The following is a 15,007-nucleotide window of genomic DNA, read 5'->3' on the forward strand; positions in this document are numbered from 1 at the left end:
ACCCCCTCCCCCGACCCGCCCGCGCCCGCGGACGCGGCGAGCCCCGACCCCTCGTACGAACCGGTCTTCGCGCGGCTGTGGCAGCGCTGGACCACGGAGGGCCGTACGGTGCCCGGCGCACCCGACCCGGAATGGGCCGCGCTCACCCGCCGCAGCCCCTGGCCGCGCTGAGGAGCGCCCCGGACACGGCGAGGGCCGCCCTCCCCGACGGGGAAGGCGGCCCTCGGTCGCGCCGCGGAGGCGGCGTGCGGCTGCTCAGCCGTTGGCGGCGCCGTTGCCGGACAGGACCGGGATGTCCTCCAGGATGTGCGACAGCGGCTCGTCGCCCTTCGCCTGGGTCGAGTTCTCGGTGCACTGCTGGTTCTGCGGCGAGGACAGGACGTTGATGTCCTGGACGGCCACCGGCACCAGGCCGACGAGCGAACCGAGGTTGAGCTTGGCGGGCAGGCCGATGCAGGGCTTGTTGAGCGAGCCCTGGATGAGCGCCATCTGCGGGCTCATGTTGCCGTAGGTGGCCTGGTTGCCGTACGACTGCTGCGCGCCGTTGCCGGAGACCGAGGTCGTGCCGGCGTCGTCGCTGATCGCCATGGCGGGGGCGGCGACAGCGGCGCTCGCGCCGACGACCGAAGCGGCGACTGCCGCGACAGACATGACCTTCTTGATCATGGGTGTTCCTTTCGAGTACGGGCCCCGTCCCGGAGCACGCTGGACAACTGACCGGCCGTGCTCGGGATGCGGGCGTTCACTCCAACGGAGCAGAGATTCGTCACACCGCCGTCACCCGCCGAAACATCCGTACGCCCTTCGTACGGGTCGGGGGCTTCCCGCGACGACGGGAGTTCTCCGGCGGGGCCGGGGCGGCGGCTCCCCCCGGCGAGAGGCCGCCCGGTGAGGGGTGCTCAGCCGCCGCGGCTGTTGCGGGTGGGGCGGTTGGGGCGGCGGTGGAGGTGGAGGAAGGAGAGGCGGGTCAGGGTCTCGACGGAGCGCTCGCGGTCGCCTGCCGTGCCGACCGGCAGCGACCGCGTGCGGCCCCGCGCCGGGACGGCGGCCTCCTGTTCCTGGAAGAGATCGGCGTCCTCGGGGGCGACGCGCCACGTGAGCCGCCCGGCCGCTGTGTCCACGTGAACCGGGGACCAGCCGTCCGGGCCGGGGGCGCCGACGCTCCCGGCGTGCAGGCGCAGCACGTAGGCGATGAGCCCGGCGCGCTCGCGCTGGGCCGCGTCGAGTTCGGCGTGCACCTCGGCGAGCCGGTCGACGAGGCGCAGTTCGCGCGCGGTCCAGGAGCGGGAGCGGGAGCGGCGCGGGGCGCGGGCGGGGGTCGAGGCCCCGGCGGCGGTGGCGAGCGGCGCGGGGAGCTTGACGGGCTTGGCCGCCTTCGTGGGCTTGGCTGCCTTCGCGGGCTTGGCGGGCTTGGCGTGCCTCCTCGCCGATCCGCTGGGCTTGGCCGGGCCGGTGGGCTTGGCCGTCCCGGCGGGCTTCGCGGCCTTCGCGGCCTTCGCGGCCTTCGCGGCCTTCGCGGGCTTGGCGGGGCGGGCGGCCTCGGGGGACTTCGCCGCAGCTCTGCCCCCGGCCCCCTTTCTCTCCACGGCGGTGCGCGTAGCCATCACGGATTCCTCCCTGGGCGGTGAACACAAAACGGGGACTGCCGTGAATTCGGCGGGCGAAGAACGCGGGCCGCATCAAGGCAGTTGAGATGATAAACAGCGCTTCGCGGAAGAAATCGCGCCCACCACGCCGGTTCTTCTCAGAAATTCTTGCGAAAACGTACGAAACCGGGGGCCCGGACCCGCTGAACGGGTGAAGGGGAGCGAGGGGGCGAAACCGATGGACGGCACGGCAGTTTGCCAGGAAGCAGCCGGCTGCCGCGTTCCGCGCCGCCAGTCGCTGCGTACGCGCACGCTCCGTATCGCCCGTCGCCGCCCGCCCTTCCCGGGGCCGCCCCGAACGTCCCGGGGACAGCGTGCGGCGGCATCGAAAGGTTGGACATGATCAAGAAGTTCGCGGCCGCCGCCGCGCTCACCGCGGGCGTCGTCGCCCTCGGCGCCCCGCAGGCCCTCGCCCTCACCGACGACGGCGGCACCACGTCGGTCTCCGGCAACGGCGCCGTGCAGTCCTACGGCAACGCGGCCACCTTCGGCGACATGAGCCCGCAGCTCAGCCTGGTCCAGGGCTCGCTCAACAAGCCCTGCGTCGGCCTCCCGGTCAAGGGCAACCTCGGTTCGCTCGTCGGCCTCGTGCCCGTCGCGGTCCAGGACGTCAACGTCCTGTCCTCGCCGCAGAACCAGCAGTGCACCGAGAACTCCACCCAGGCCAAGGGCGACGAGCCGCTCTCCCACCTCCTGGACGACATCCCGGTCCTCTCGGGCAACGGCGCCGCCAACGGCTGACCGCCGCCCCGGCGTCCCGGCAAGCCGAACGCCCCGCCCGCCCCGTCCCCGCCAGGGACGCGCGCGGGCGGGGCGTCGTCGTGGGCGGGGCGGTGCCGTGGGAGGCGTCTTCGGGCGCGCAGGGAAGCGGCCGCGAATTCCCCGCAGCGCAATTTCCGTGCGGAATATGCGGACTCCCCAGAGAAATACAGAGAGTCACCTCCCCCGCCTTCCGGGCGGGGTTTTCCTTTTTATCTTCGCCTCTCCGTTCGGGTGAAGTTGCCGGGCCTTCCCCCGGCGGGGGTTTCCTCCCCCTCCCGCTTTCGTTCACAGGGCACGCCGGGCCCCGTCCGGCGTGCCAGTCCCTCTGCTCCCCCTTCCGAAAGGAACGACATGCTCAAGAAGACCGCCACCGTCTTCGCCGGCGCCGTCCTCGCGCTCGGTGCCGCAGTCCCCGCCTTCGCCGACTCGGGCGCCGAGGGTGCCGCCATCGGTTCGCCGGGCGTCCTCTCCGGCAACCTCCTGCAGGTGCCGGTCCACGTGCCGCTGAACGTCTGCGGCAACTCGATCGACATCATCGGGCTGCTCAACCCGAGCTTCGGCAACACCTGCGTCAACGCCTGATCCCGCTTCACCCCCGGCCCGCTGAACGGGCAGGGGTCCGCCGGCCCTGGGAGCACGCCTCCCAGGGCCGGTTTCCGCTCCGAGTCAGGAAGAACCTCGCCATGCGCCACACCCTCAGCAAGGGGGTGCTCGTGACGGCCGCCGCGGCCTCCGGCATCCTCTCCCTGAACGGCGGTTCCGCCCTCGCCGCCGAGTCCACGGCGGCGGGCTCGCCCGGCCTCCTCTCCGGGAACAGCGTGCAGGCCTCGGTGGACGTCCCCGTGAACGCCTGCGGCAACAGCGTCGACGCGGTCGGCCTCGTCAACCCGGTCTTCGGCAACCGCTGCGGGAACGAGGACGGCGGCGCCTCGGCCGGGCCGGTAGAACGGCAGGAGCACGAGAAGACGGCGCCCGCGGAGGCCGCCCCGCACCACGAGGGCGCCGGGCCGGAGCGCGCGAAGCCCGGTCGGCACGCGGCCCCGGGCCCCGCGCGGGAGGCGTCGGGGCACGAGGAGGACGGGAACCGGACGGCCCAGCGCGGGCGGCACGCGGCCCCCGGCACGGGAACGTCCTCGCAGGCGCGCGCTGAGGCCACCGGCTCGCCGGGGCTGCTCTCCGGGAACGCCGTGCAGGTGCCGCTCGACGTGCCGCTCAACGTGTGCGGGAACACGGTGGACGTCGTGGCACTGCTCAATCCGGCCTTCGGCAACGACTGCGGCAACGGGACCCCGGAGCACGCCACGCCGCGCCCGCCCCACCACGTACCGCCGCGGCACGTACCGCCCCGCCACGTGCCCCCGCACCACGTACCACCGCATGACGTGCCTCCGCACCACGTGCCTCCGAAGCCGGACGAGGGCGGTGGCCGGGCCGGGAGCGGGGACACGGCGCCTCCGGCGGGTGCGCGGCTCGCCGAGACCGGCGCGGACGCGGGGCTGCTCGGCGTCGTGGGGGCCTCGGCGTCGCTGCTCGTCGGGGGCGCGGTCCTGTACCGGCGCAAGGCGGCGTCCGCTCACCGGTAGGGTCGCCCGACGTGGTCCGGACGGGTGAACCCGGCCGGGCCTGTCGGCGAAGCGAACGAGGTGAGGGGCCCGGTGCCCACGAGCGAACGGCCCGGGCGGGCGACGGCGGCGGTGCCCCGCGGCCTCCTCCCCCTCTCGCTGCTGCTCTTCGCCGCCGTGCGCGCGCTGTGTCTCGTGACGCTCGCGGTGTGGGCGGGCGCCGAGGGGCGCAGCGCGCACCAGGTGCTCGCGGAGCGGTGGGACTCGCTGTGGTACGTGCGGGTCGTCGAGCACGGCTACGACTTCACCCTGACCGCGCCGGACGGCCGCGTGCTCTCGGACCGGGCCTTCTTCCCGCTCCTGCCGTGGCTGGAGGGGGCCGGTCACCGGCTCACGGGGCTCGCTCCGCAGGACGTGGGGCTCGGCGTGAGCGCGCTCGCGTCGCTCGCGGCGGCGTGGGCGATCCACCGGATCGCGGCGCGGCTGTACGGGGAACGGACGGCGCTCTTCGCGGTGGCGCTGTGGGCGGTGCTGCCGGTCTCGGTCGTGCAGTCGATGGCGTACAGCGAATCCCTCTTCACGGCGCTCGCGGCCTGGTCGCTCTGGTCGCTCCTGCGCGAACGCTGGCTCCTGGCGGGCCTGTTGGCCTCGGCGGCGGGCCTGACCCGGCCGGTCGGTCTCGCGGTGACGCTCGCGGTGTGGGGGGCGGCCTGGGCGGGCCGACGGCTGACGTGGCGCGTGGCGGCCGGGTGCGTGCTCGCGCCGCTGGGGGCGGTGGGGTACGTGCTGTGGTCGGGGCTCGGCTCCGGCCACGGCCTCTTCGGGTACCTCGCTGTCCAGGGCGACTGGGGCAACGGCTTCGACGGCGGCCTCGCCTTCGCGCGCTTCCTCGGCGGCCTGCTGAGCGGCCCGGGCTTCGCGGGCGGCGTGGGTCTGATCATCGGCGTGGCGGCACTGCTCTGGCTCTACGTCCGGGGCATCCGCCAGGGCCAGCCGCTCCCGCTCGTCCTCTACACGGGCGTGGTCCTGCTCCTCGCCCTGTGCACCTCCGGCTTCTTCGGCTCCAAACCCCGCCTCCTCCTCCCCGCCTTCCCCCTCCTCCTCCCCCTGGCCCTCGCCCTTTCCCGCCTCCGTCGCCCCTGGACCGCCTGGCTCGTCATCGGCGCCGCGGCAGCGATCGCCGCCGCCTACGGCGCCTTCTGGCTCCTGGGCTCGGGACCGCCGTAGGGGCGCGGGGGTCAGGGGGTGGTGGGGGGCTGGGCGGGAGGCAGAAGACCGATGTCCTCAAGGTCGAGGACCGGCAGCACCGGGGCGGCGATGCCGAGTTTCACCGCGGACTGGTGGATGGCTTCGCGCAGGTACGGGCGCGTGACAGGAGTCGCGATGACCGCCGCGAACCGCTTGGCGACCGCGGCGGGGATACGGACCGGCTCCGGGGTACGGAAGAGCGCGGCGACATCGGCGACGAGGCGGCCCTCCGACGTCACGACGAGGGCACGGGTGCGCACGGCGAGACGGTTTCCCTCCATCCGCTGCATGAGCCGGATGTCGGCACGGTCGTCGCCCGCTGCCTTCATCTCCTCATCCGCTCCGTCGGAGGCGTCGAAGCCCTCGGTCCGGCGTCCGCTCACCTCGTAATAGACGACATCGACGAGTTCGGCGAGCTGCTGCAGTTCTTCGAGCGAGGAGACCTCATGCGGCGCTCCGGCCGTCACGCGGCGTCCCTACGGTGACCCACGACGGGAACGGGTTCCTCACTGTGCGCCAGGGGTTCCCACGTCTGTGGATCCGGCGCGGGCTGGCTTTCCGTACGCGCTCCGAACCAGATCCTCAGGCCCACGGCGCGGGCGTAGCGCATCACCGTCGACAACCGGGGGTCCCCGCCGAGCCGCTCGAAGTCGGAGACGGCCGACTGCGTCGTCTCCATGTGCTCGGCGACCTGTTTCTGGGTGAGTCCGCACTTCTTGCGGTGTTTGACCAGGGTCTCCACGAGCGTCATGAGGGCTTCGGCGTCGGCGGCGGCGGCACGGGTGTGCGCGTCGCCAGGGTCAAGGCCGAGCAGTCCGGCCAGGTGTTCATCCATGGTCGCACCTTCCCTTACTCCCGAGTATCGCCCAAGACCGATATCACTACAACGTCTGCGACGCGGCGCCGTCACCTCATGACCTGGATTGCCAGTCGGCGAGCCGTTTACGCGCGATCTCGATATCGGCTGGATCGGTTTTGATGCCCTGCGTGGACTTCTTGTTCACGAACCTGAGCCCGAGAAGCACCGGACCGGCGCCCTTCACCTCGCTGTAGAAGAGGCGGAAGATCCGCTCTCCGCAACTGAGCCTCAGCTCCCAGAGGCCGTCACCCAGCGGCTTGCGGTCCTTCGGAAGGAGACCCCCCTCCGCCGCGCGCTTCATGATCGCTGCCAGACGGACCTTTTCATCCCGCTTCAGGCGGCACTTGTCGATCTCCTTGCGGACGACCTCCGCGCCCACCGATGACCGGTAGAGGACCCACCTGTTGGCCATCGGCCTCGCCTCCTCGCGTCGGGAGAGCAGACCTTACCGGTCGCATCGGCGTGGTAACAGCCGGTGAGTCACCGGGGGTTGAGGCACGGAGGAGGCGGGGACGGCTGGACGGGATGGGGGATCAGAGGGCCATGTGGGTGCGGGCCCAGGTAGGGAAGGGGGTGGTGGGGATGCCGAGGGCGTGGAGGGCTTCGGGGTGGGCGGGCGGGGTCACGGCGTTGCACGAGACGTGGCCCGCGCCCCAGGCCGGCATACCGGCGGCGAGGGCTTCCTCGACGGTCATCACGGGGGCCGTGACGGGGATGCCCCACTGGTCCGAGAGGATCTCGGCGATCTGGCGCATGGTGAGGCGGTCGCCCGCGAGGTCGAGTGCGCGGGCGTGGAAGTGGTCGGGGTCCCGTACGGCGAGAGCGGCGGTGGCGCCGATGTCGTCGGGGTCGACGAGGGCGAGGAGGGTGTCCGGCCGGATGACGGTGGCGAAGCCCCCCTCGCGGCCCTTGGGCACGAGCGCGAGCAGGTTGTCCATGAAGAAGGCGGGCTTGAGGAGCGTCCAGCGGGGGAAGTCCGCGGCGCGCATCCGGGCGATGATCGCCGACTTCGTCGCGTAGTACTCCGCCGAGGAGGCCAGCGCGCCTTCGCCCCAGCCGGGCATCTCGGTGTGCGCGCCGACGCCGCTGGTCGAGGACTGGACGAACTGCGGTACGCGCGCGTCGCGGGCGGCCTCGATCAGGTGTGTCGCCTGGGCCAGTTCACCGGCGAAGTCGACGCCCGCCTCGCTCATCGGCGGCATCTGCACGGAGAAGACGGCCCGGACCCCGGCCACCGCCGGGTCGAGCGAGGCGCGGTCGGCGAGGTCGCCCGTGACGAGTTCCGCGCCGAGCGCGGCGATGTCCCGCGCGCGGTCGGCGTGGAGGTCGCGCACGAGGGCCCGGACGGGAATCCCGGCGGCGAGCAGGGCCCGGGCGGCGCCCCCGCCCTGACGGCCGGTCGCGCCGGTGACGAGGACGGGGGCGGAGGGAGAAGCGGAGGCGGCGGGCTGGGCGGGCATGGAGGACTCCTTCGGGGTGGCGCGGCGGCGGGGGCGCGCGGGCGGCGACTCGCGGGGCGGCGGCCAGCGGCTCAGGACAGGCGGCGGCTCGGGACGGACGACCGCCCGGGACAGCGAAACGGCGGGGCCCGCCGTTTCTCCTTCCGGTACGATACGGCGGGGCCCACCACTTAGCAAAGCGAGACGTCATGACCGGTCAGCGCGCGGACGCACGGCGCAATTACGCCCGTATCCTCGCCGTCGCCGAGGCGGAGGTCGCCAAGTGCGGCGCCGACGCCTCGCTCGAACACATCGCCCGTACGGCGGGGGTCGGTTCGGCGACCGTGCGCCGCCACTTCCCGCACCGCCGGGCGCTCCTGGAGGCGGTCTTCCGGGAGCGGATCGAGGCGCTGCGCGTACGCGCGGAGGCGCTGGCGGAGGCCGAGGACAGCCGTGCGGCGCTGCTCACCTGGCTGCACGAGCTGGTCGCGTACTCGGTGAGCGCGCGCGGGTTCGCGGACACGCTCACGTACGAGCCGCCGAGCGACACCCCGAGCGCCTGCGCCACGACGCTGGAGGACGCCGGCGCCCCGCTGCTGCGCCGCGCGCAGCGGGACGGGGCCGTCGCCGCCGGGATCACCGCGCACGATCTGCTGACGCTGGCGGTCGGGATCGCGCTGGCGACGGAGCACCACGGGGACCCGGGGGCGCAGGCGGAACGGTTGTTCGGGGTGGTGGTGGAGGGGATCAGCCCGGGGGGCGGGTGGGCGTAGCGGCAGCGTGAGCGCCTGGGCGACGCCTCACGGGCGCCGGGGCGAGCGGCGCGATGAGCGAGGCGAACCGCCGCCGCCCTCGTCGCCGAGCGGCGGCCGGTTCTCCACAGCCTGTGGATGACGCGGCGCCCTCGGGGACGCGTGCGCACCCGCCCCGGAGCGCCGCGTCCCCGTCTCAGTGGCGCTCGTACTGCGCTCGCTCACCCGCCGGGCGGGGAAGCGTGCCGGGCGGGGTGGGGACGGGCGTGGCGCGCAGGTGGGCGCGGACGCCGCGGACGAGGCGGGACGCCGTGTAGTCGGCGCCCAGGACGAAGCGCATCGAGGGCCCGTACGAGGCGGCCGTGACGAGCCCCGCCATGAAGAGGCCCGGGAGCGAGGACGCGAAGCCCGCGTCGACCTCCGGCGAGCCGTCCAGCGCCGCCGTGCGCAGCCGCCCGCGCGTCTCGGGGTCGAGGACGGTGAGCCGGGCCGCCGCCGGGGTGAAGCCCGTCGCGGCGATCACGTGGTCCGTGTGCAGGGTCTCCCCCGCCGCGCCCGAGAGCGCGAGGCGCAGGCCCGTACCCGACGGCGCCGCGTGGCGGACCTCGCGGCCGAGGAGGACCTCGACGCCGCGCGCCACGCGCTCGCGGACCCACCAGGCGCCCGCAGGGCCGAGCGCGGCGCGGGCCACGCGGGTGCGGTAGTCGGCGGGCAACTTGCGGTAGACGCCGGGGAGTTCAGCGTAGAACCAGTTCCGCCAGCCGCTGCCGAGGCCGCTGTGCGGGGCGCGCGCGGACTGCCACCAGGGGCGCTTCCACGGCGGCGGGAGGGTGTTCCAGCACAGGGCGGGGGCCCGCACCACGACCCGCGCGCGGGTGCCCTGTTCGGCGAGGAGCGCGGCCGTCTCCAGGGCCGCCTGCCCGCCGCCGACCACCGTCACGTCGCCGCCCGCGAAGCGGCTCAGGTCGTCGTGGTCGCTGCTGTGCGAGACGAGTCCGCCCTCGCGCAGCGGGGCGAGGACCGGCGGCAGGTCGGTGAAGGGCATGACGCCCACGGCGAGCGCGACGGTACGGCTGAACAGGACCTCGCCGTCCTCCGTCGTGACGCGGAAACCGCCGCCGGACAGCGGCCGCACGCGGCTGATCAGGCGTTCGTCGACGCCGCACGGCACCGCCCGGCGCGCGAACCACAGGCCGTACGCGGCGAAGACCGGCACGGGGACGGGGGTGCCGTGCCGCGCGTCGATGCCCTCGCCCGCGCAGTACGTGTCGAGGCCGAAGCGCCCGGCGGGGTCGGAGAGGTGCGAGGCCCAGGGCTCCGACTTGAGGAACATGCCGGGCGGCATGTGGTCGCGCCAGGAGGCCATCGGGCGGCCGAAGACGCGCAGCCGGAGTCCGGCGGCGGCGGCGTGCGCGGCGATCGACAGGCCGTAGGGACCCGCTCCCACCACTACGAGGTCGTACATGCGGTGCTGCTCGCTTTCTGCTGGTCGTCGTCCGCGTCCCCGACGGGCGACGGCGGTACGGGTACGGGGCGCTTCTCGGCCACGGGGCGCTTCTCTGCCGCGGGGCGCTTCTCTGCCGCGGGGCGCTTCTCGGGTACGGCACCCTCCCCGGCCGCGGGGCGCTCCCCCGGCACGGGGCGCTCCCCGGGCGCACGGGGCGGGCGGGTCGTGAGGCGGCGGGCCGCGCGGGCGAGGAGGTGCGCGCTCCACGCGGCGGTCATCGCGGCGGCGGGCAGGGGGTCGTCGGCGGCCCACCAGGCGCCCTCGCGACCGGCCCGGCCCGCCCCCGTACCGCCGGCCGGGCCGACGCGCTCCCCCCGCACCGCCGAGAGCAGCGCGTACGTGCCGACCGTGAAGCGGCGGCCGGGAGCGGGGGCGCGGGCGGGGAGGGGACGGCCCGTCAGGTCGAGGTGGAGGGCGCGGACGACGTCGAGGCCGCCGTGGTCGGTGAAGAGGCGGAACTGAGCGCCGGGGCGGGGGTTGAAGTCGAGGAGGTAGGGGGTCGTGCCGGTGGCGTCGTAGCGGAAGTCGAGGTCGAGCACACCGCGGTAGCCGAGCATCGCGACGAGGCGGCGGGCGCAGTCGTCGATGCGCGCGTCGTGTTCCCAGCGCCCGGCGGCGGTGAGTCCGGCGCCGGGCGGCCAGGCGCGGACTTTGCGGCCCGTGCCGCCGGCGGCGAGGTGCCCGCCGCGGTCGGCGTAGGCGTGGCAGAACCAGTCGCGGCCCGGTGCGTACGGGAGGAGGTGCTGGATGAGGAGGGGGCTGCCGGCCTCGGCGGTACGGGCGTGGAGCGCCGCGGCCTCGGCGGGGGTGCGGACGAGGGTCGTGGAGCGCAGGCCGCTCCCCGGGGGCAGCAGCCAGGGGCGGCTCCACTTGGCGATGGCGGGGGCACCGAGCGCGCGGACCGCTTCGGCGGCCTCGGCCGGGCTCGTGGGGTGCGCCGTCTCGGGGTGGGCGATCCCGGCGGCGGCGCAGACCTCGGCGAGCCGGGCCTTGTCGGCGACGCGCGCGGCGAGCCCGCGGGGCTGGGCGGGGAGGAGGAAGCGGTCCGCGAGCGCGGGCGGCAGGTGGTCGACGGCGACGGCACTGTGGTCGTCGAGCGGGACGAGCACCGCACGCCCCGTCAGATCCTCGGCGACGTCGGCGAGTACGGCCGCGATGCCGTCCGGACCGGTCTCCTGCGGCGGCTGGCGCCAGGTCCGTACGACGTACCGGGAGCGGGCGAGCGGGCCGCGCGGGCCCTCGCTGACGGCGTGCACGGGGACACCGGCGCGGCCCAGGGAGCGGGCGGCGCCGAGGGTGCCGTGGTGGAAGGGGTTGCGGTCGACGCGGACGAGGACGGCGGGGACGGTCGCGTCGAGGGGGCAGCCCCCGTCGCTCGCGCGGCGGGGCGTGCCGGTGGTCCGGCGGCTCGGCTTTCCGGGTGGGGATGCCCCCGGCGGGGATGCGTCCGGTCGGGGGATGGATTTCGCGAACGGGTTACGCACCCGGTCGGCGTAAGAGAAATACATACGAGTGACATCCCACCACTTCCGTGCCGGCACGAGCGGCACCAGAATTCCAGGAGACGGTTATGACCAGGGAGAGATCCCGCCGCGGCCGCAGGCGACTCGCGATCGGAACCGCCGGAATTCTCGGCGTTCTCGCTTTCGCTCCGGCCCCGGTCGGCGCGGTCACGTTCGCGACGGTACCCGTAGCGGCGCTTTCGGCCGGGGAACCGGGGGACACGAATGCCGGGGAATCACCGCGGGCGCGCGGCGCGGAGGACGGCAGGTCGCCGGGGCGGGGCCCGGTGGCGGACCCGAGCCCGCTGCCGCACCTGCCGCCGTTCCCCTCGCCGCCGCTCCCCCGCCCGGCGCCGAGCCCGCCGGTCACGCCGCCCGGCGCGACCGCTCCGGCCCCGGCACCCAGCCCCACCCCGTCGCCGTCGCCGAGCCCGGCGCCCGCCCCCGCACCCGGTTTCGGCGCGTACCTCCACTACAGCCCGCAGGGCATCACACGCATGGCGGACTTCTCGCGCTGGCTCGGCGGCCGCGAGGTGACGGTGGGTCACACGTACCTGCCCGGGGACGTGTGGCAGAACATCGAGGGCGCGCCCGCGTGGCTCGCGGACTGGGCGGCCTGGTACAAGGCGGAGCCGGGCCGCACGTTCGTCCTCAACGTGCCGATGCTGGAGCGCACGGAGGCCCGGCTGCCGGACGCGGCGGTGGCGCTCGAACTGCGGCGCGGTGCCGCGGGCGCGTACGACGGGCACTTCGAGCGGCTCGCGCGGCGGCTCGTGGGGCTCGGCCTGAAGGACGCCGTGCTCGTGGTCGGCTGGGAGATGAACGGGACGACGTACACCCACCGCTGCGGGCCCGACCCGCGGGCGTGGCGGGCGTACTGGGCGCGTATCGCGCGGGCCATGAACCGGGTCGAGGGCGCGGGTTTCCGTTTCGATTTCACGCCGACACGCGGGCGGGACGCGACGCCGTGGACAGAGTGCTATCCGGGGGACGACGTGGTGGACATCGTCGGGATGGATTCCTACGACCAGCCGCACGGAACGGATTTCGACCGGCAGATCTCGGAACCGTACGGGCTCCAGGCCCAGGTGGATTTCGCGGCGAAGCACGGGAAGGCGATCTCGTACCCCGAATGGGGGCTTTTCAAGAACGGTGACAACGCGGAGTACATGCGGCGGATGATCCGCTGGATGGACGCGCACCCGCCGCTTTACCAGACCATTTCCGACTACTGCCCGCACGGCGTGTGGCAGTGCCGGCTGAACCAGCGGGCGACGGAGGTCTACCGGCAGGCGTTCAAGGCCGGAGGCGGCCTTCCGGCACAGGACGCCGGGGAGAAGGAGAAGGAGCAGGGAGCCATGAAGGACTGTCGGCCCGTCAGGCTCGGGAGCTGGCTGGAGGAGCGGCTCGGCGGACGGCTGTGCGTGCGGTTCAACTGGTGACGAAGGCGGGGGCGGCGGCCCGGTACGGGGTCGCCCCCGGCCGCCGGTCGTAACCCTGCCGCCGGTCGTGATCCGCCGGTCGTGACGCGGCGTGCTGGTGGCCCGGCCCGGTCGTGATCCGCCTTCGGACCGTGACCGGGCCGCCGGTCGCTCCCGCCGTCAGTCCCGCGTCGGCGGCTTCGCGCGGTGGGCGTGGAGCCAGGTGGCGGCCTGGGCCCGGGCGGTCGCGTGCGCCGTGCGCAGCCACAGGAGGGGGGCGGTGCGGCGGGTGGCGAGGAGGAGCCGCTGGTTGACAACGGTGTCGGGCCGCCAGTGGCTCTTGTACGGCTCGGTGCCGCGCAGGAGGCTCAGCGTCTCTCGGCCGTCCTCGGCGGCGAGCTCCGAGGCGGTGCGCAGGAGCATCGTGGCGATGTCGGCCTTGCGCTCGCGCAGCGCGGGATCGGCTCCGTAGAGGTAGCCGCCCGCGAGGCGCTGCGAAAGCAGCGTGAGATCGACGGCGACGGTCTCGCCGTCGAGGCGGTAGGCGGTGAGCTGGGCGTCCCCGGTGCGGACCATCGTCGTGGCGGAGCGCACGAGGTGGTCGCGGAAGCGGGGGCGCAGGTGCTCGGGGGTGACCTTGCGGCCCTGCCACTGGCGGCGGTGCAGGTTGAGGAGCGTGCGGATCGCGGCGGGGACCTCCTCGGCGGGCACGGGGGCCGCCTCGATGCCGAGGGCGTCGATCTTGCGGAGCTTGGCGCGGAAGCGTTGCGCGCGGGAGGCGGGGAGCCGGGTGAGGAGCTCGGCGAGCGGACGCGCGGGGAGTTCGAGGCAGGGCGAGTCCGGGCGGCGCACGACGAGGCCGCGCCAGTGGGCGAGGAGCAGCTCGGTGGCGGCGCCCGGGCGCAGTTCGCGCAGGTCGAGGAGGGTGGTGCGGGCGGCGCGGCGCAGGGCGGCGGCGAGGGCGCGTGCGGCGGGGCCCGCGTGGGCCGCGTCGACGAGGACGTCCCCGAAGTCGGAGATCTCGCCGCCCATGAGGACGAGCGCGGGCAGCGGCCCCGGGGCGCGCATGAGCGGCGCGGCGGCGACCAGCCGGTCGCCGCTGCGGACGACGAGGACGCGCAGGGCGCCGGGCGTGCCGTACGACTGCCACCAGGAGGAGAGCCACGCGTGGCTCTGGAAGGGGGTGGCGCTCGGGCAGGCGGCGGTGAGGCGGCGCCAGGCCGGGGCGAGGAGCGCGAAGGCGCCTGGCTCGGTGATCCATTCGGTGGTGCAGGGTGCCGGGTCGGTCTCGGTGCGGAGTCCGTCGCCGGGGCGGGGCGCGGCGCGGCCGGGGAAGGGGACGCGGCGCGCGCGGGCGAGGGTGTCGTGCTCGGTGCTCATCGGTGCGGGCTTCCCCCGGTGCTCTTCGTGCTCTTCGGAGTGGTTCATGGTGTGGGTGGAACGAGGCGGCGGGGCCTCGGGTCGCGGGCGCGGAGCCGTGCCCGGCGGGCGCGCGGGCGCGGGGCCGGAGGCCGCGCCCGCGCCGGGGGCCTCAGGCCGCGCCCCGGGTCGCGCTCAGCTCGCGGTCTCGCTCGTACGCGAGGGTTCGGCGCTCTTGCGCTCCGCCGGGGCCGGGAGGGCGCCCGCCGGGAGGGGGGCGGGTCCGGCGAGGGGGCGGCGGGGGCGGGCGAGGAGGGCGAGGCCGCCGAGGAGGCCGCCCGCGCAGGCGCCGACCCCGCTGGTGAGGGGCACGCCGGGGCTCGCCGGGGCGCTCGGGGCGAGGGCGCGGGAGAAGGAGACGAGCGAGACGCGCGTGTCGGTGGCGTTGTGCCCGGCGGCGGTGACGAGGGCGCGGGCCACAGCGTTGGCGCTGTCGGCGGCCTGCTCAGGATCGCCGGAGCGAGCTCCGACGGCGATCATCGGGGCGTCGGGCGAGGTCTCGGCCGTGACGGTGGAGCGGAGCGTGGCGACCGGGACGCGCGCCTCGACCTGGGCGTCGCCGAGGACCCCGAGCTGGGTGGCGACTCGCCCGTACGCCTGCGCGAAGCCGAGCGCGGAGGCGGGGTCGCCCCCCTTGCCGGGGACGGCGAGGACGTAGGCGGTCGCGGTGTACGTGACGGGACTGACGAGCCCGTACACGGCGCCGCCGCCCGCGCCGAGGAGCACGCCCGCGCCGAGGAACGCCCAGGCGGGGAGGTTCCTCAGACGCGTGAGGCGGGCGAGGACCGCCCGGCGGCGGGAGGGAGCGGGGGCGGAGGCGGGGCTCGGGCTGCCGGGGGTGGTGGCGGGGCTGGTGCTCACGGCGTGTTCGCTTTCGTACGGGTCGGGTG

General features: G+C 75.0%; 16 protein-coding genes. 6 read left to right on the plus strand and 10 right to left on the minus strand.

Annotated features, from left to right (window positions below):
• Nucleotides 1–255: 255 nt before the first annotated feature.
• Nucleotides 256–666, minus strand: a complete 411-nt coding sequence (locus tag IF99_RS0128310) for a rodlin (RefSeq protein ID WP_031000891.1) — start codon at nt 664–666, stop codon at nt 256–258.
• Between the two features lie 233 nt (nt 667–899).
• The gene (locus IF99_RS0128315; RefSeq protein WP_031000894.1) at nt 900–1,604 is read right to left on the minus strand and encodes a hypothetical protein; all 705 of its coding nucleotides are present in this window, start codon (nt 1,602–1,604) and stop codon (nt 900–902) included.
• 381 nt (nt 1,605–1,985) lie between these two features.
• Between IF99_RS0128315 and IF99_RS0128320 the strand changes: the two genes are divergently transcribed.
• The 4 genes from IF99_RS0128320 to IF99_RS0128335 all read left to right on the plus strand — a co-directional run bounded on the left by IF99_RS0128320 (nt 1,986) and on the right by IF99_RS0128335 (nt 5,197).
• Complete coding sequence (locus IF99_RS0128320) at nt 1,986–2,387, plus strand: rodlin (protein WP_031000896.1); 402 nt, start codon at nt 1,986–1,988, stop codon at nt 2,385–2,387.
• Between the two features lie 372 nt (nt 2,388–2,759).
• On the plus strand, nt 2,760–2,990 hold the full coding sequence (locus IF99_RS0128325) for a chaplin (protein WP_031000897.1): 231 nt from the start codon (nt 2,760–2,762) through the stop codon (nt 2,988–2,990).
• Between the two features lie 101 nt (nt 2,991–3,091).
• Nucleotides 3,092–3,991: a chaplin gene (locus IF99_RS35665; RefSeq protein WP_031000899.1), complete on the plus strand. Its 900-nt coding sequence runs from the start codon at nt 3,092–3,094 to the stop codon at nt 3,989–3,991.
• A gap of 72 nt (nt 3,992–4,063) precedes the next feature.
• The gene (locus IF99_RS0128335; RefSeq protein ID WP_031000901.1) at nt 4,064–5,197 is read left to right on the plus strand and encodes a glycosyltransferase family 39 protein; all 1,134 of its coding nucleotides are present in this window, start codon (nt 4,064–4,066) and stop codon (nt 5,195–5,197) included.
• Nucleotides 5,198–5,208: 11 nt separating this feature from the next.
• On the opposite strand, the gene IF99_RS0128340 is transcribed toward IF99_RS0128335, so the two are convergent.
• The 4 genes from IF99_RS0128340 to IF99_RS0128355 form a co-directional block, all read right to left on the minus strand.
• Nucleotides 5,209–5,685 carry a hypothetical protein gene (locus tag IF99_RS0128340; protein ID WP_031000903.1) on the minus strand — a complete coding sequence of 159 codons (477 nt, stop codon included), beginning with the start codon at nt 5,683–5,685 and terminating at the stop codon, nt 5,209–5,211.
• Complete coding sequence (locus IF99_RS0128345) at nt 5,682–6,053, minus strand: helix-turn-helix domain-containing protein (protein WP_031000905.1); 372 nt, start codon at nt 6,051–6,053, stop codon at nt 5,682–5,684. The genes IF99_RS0128340 and IF99_RS0128345 overlap by 4 nt, the downstream gene beginning before the upstream one ends.
• A 76-nt stretch (nt 6,054–6,129) precedes the next feature.
• Complete coding sequence (locus IF99_RS0128350) at nt 6,130–6,489, minus strand: type II toxin-antitoxin system RelE/ParE family toxin (protein ID WP_031000907.1); 360 nt, start codon at nt 6,487–6,489, stop codon at nt 6,130–6,132.
• Between the two features lie 121 nt (nt 6,490–6,610).
• The gene (locus IF99_RS0128355) at nt 6,611–7,537 is read right to left on the minus strand and encodes an NmrA family NAD(P)-binding protein (protein ID WP_031000909.1); all 927 of its coding nucleotides are present in this window, start codon (nt 7,535–7,537) and stop codon (nt 6,611–6,613) included.
• 188 nt (nt 7,538–7,725) lie between these two features.
• On the opposite strand from IF99_RS0128355, the gene IF99_RS0128360 reads away from it, so the two are divergent.
• Nucleotides 7,726–8,289, plus strand: a complete 564-nt coding sequence (locus IF99_RS0128360; protein ID WP_031000911.1) for a TetR/AcrR family transcriptional regulator — start codon at nt 7,726–7,728, stop codon at nt 8,287–8,289.
• A 175-nt stretch (nt 8,290–8,464) separates the two neighbouring features.
• On the opposite strand, the gene IF99_RS0128365 is transcribed toward IF99_RS0128360, so the two are convergent.
• Nucleotides 8,465–9,733: an FAD-dependent oxidoreductase gene (locus tag IF99_RS0128365; protein WP_031000913.1), complete on the minus strand. Its 1,269-nt coding sequence runs from the start codon at nt 9,731–9,733 to the stop codon at nt 8,465–8,467.
• Nucleotides 9,718–11,283 carry an ATP-grasp domain-containing protein gene (locus IF99_RS31265; protein ID WP_234340897.1) on the minus strand — a complete coding sequence of 522 codons (1,566 nt, stop codon included), beginning with the start codon at nt 11,281–11,283 and terminating at the stop codon, nt 9,718–9,720. Before IF99_RS31265 ends, IF99_RS0128365 begins: the two co-directional genes overlap by 16 nt.
• A 62-nt stretch (nt 11,284–11,345) precedes the next feature.
• On the opposite strand from IF99_RS31265, the gene IF99_RS0128375 reads away from it, so the two are divergent.
• Nucleotides 11,346–12,719, plus strand: coding sequence for a glycoside hydrolase family 26 protein (locus IF99_RS0128375; protein WP_031000917.1), 1,374 nt, complete (start codon nt 11,346–11,348; stop codon nt 12,717–12,719).
• Between the two features lie 159 nt (nt 12,720–12,878).
• Here the strand turns inward: IF99_RS0128375 and IF99_RS0128380 are convergent, their stop codons facing one another.
• On the minus strand, nt 12,879–14,078 hold the full coding sequence (locus tag IF99_RS0128380) for a GNAT family N-acetyltransferase (protein ID WP_031000919.1): 1,200 nt from the start codon (nt 14,076–14,078) through the stop codon (nt 12,879–12,881).
• 174 nt (nt 14,079–14,252) lie between these two features.
• Nucleotides 14,253–14,978, minus strand: coding sequence for a lipopolysaccharide biosynthesis protein (locus IF99_RS0128385; RefSeq protein ID WP_420705733.1), 726 nt, complete (start codon nt 14,976–14,978; stop codon nt 14,253–14,255).
• Nucleotides 14,979–15,007 lie beyond the last annotated feature (29 nt).

The organism is Streptomyces sp. NRRL F-5630, from assembly GCF_000719475.1.
In the GTDB taxonomy this organism is placed as follows: Bacteria; Actinomycetota; Actinomycetes; order Streptomycetales; family Streptomycetaceae; genus Streptomyces.

Excerpts from the sequence above, each read along its gene's own strand:
- IF99_RS0128310 (WP_031000891.1), bottom strand. The coding sequence starts at position 666 with ATGATCAAGAAGGTCATGTCTGTCGCGGCAGTCGCCGCTTCGGTCGTC.
- IF99_RS0128315 (WP_031000894.1), bottom strand. The coding sequence starts at position 1,604 with ATGGCTACGCGCACCGCCGTGGAGAGAAAGGGGGCCGGGGGCAGAGCT.
- IF99_RS0128320 (WP_031000896.1), top strand. The coding sequence starts at position 1,986 with ATGATCAAGAAGTTCGCGGCCGCCGCCGCGCTCACCGCGGGCGTCGTC.
- IF99_RS0128325 (WP_031000897.1), top strand. The coding sequence starts at position 2,760 with ATGCTCAAGAAGACCGCCACCGTCTTCGCCGGCGCCGTCCTCGCGCTC.
- IF99_RS35665 (WP_031000899.1), top strand. The coding sequence starts at position 3,092 with ATGCGCCACACCCTCAGCAAGGGGGTGCTCGTGACGGCCGCCGCGGCC.
- IF99_RS0128345 (WP_031000905.1), bottom strand. The coding sequence starts at position 6,053 with ATGGATGAACACCTGGCCGGACTGCTCGGCCTTGACCCTGGCGACGCG.
- IF99_RS0128350 (WP_031000907.1), bottom strand. The coding sequence starts at position 6,489 with ATGGCCAACAGGTGGGTCCTCTACCGGTCATCGGTGGGCGCGGAGGTC.
- IF99_RS0128355 (WP_031000909.1), bottom strand. The coding sequence starts at position 7,537 with ATGCCCGCCCAGCCCGCCGCCTCCGCTTCTCCCTCCGCCCCCGTCCTC.
- IF99_RS0128360 (WP_031000911.1), top strand. The coding sequence starts at position 7,726 with ATGACCGGTCAGCGCGCGGACGCACGGCGCAATTACGCCCGTATCCTC.
- IF99_RS0128365 (WP_031000913.1), bottom strand. The coding sequence starts at position 9,733 with ATGTACGACCTCGTAGTGGTGGGAGCGGGTCCCTACGGCCTGTCGATC.
- IF99_RS31265 (WP_234340897.1), bottom strand. The coding sequence starts at position 11,283 with ATGTATTTCTCTTACGCCGACCGGGTGCGTAACCCGTTCGCGAAATCC.
- IF99_RS0128375 (WP_031000917.1), top strand. The coding sequence starts at position 11,346 with ATGACCAGGGAGAGATCCCGCCGCGGCCGCAGGCGACTCGCGATCGGA.
- IF99_RS0128380 (WP_031000919.1), bottom strand. The coding sequence starts at position 14,078 with ATGAGCACCGAGCACGACACCCTCGCCCGCGCGCGCCGCGTCCCCTTC.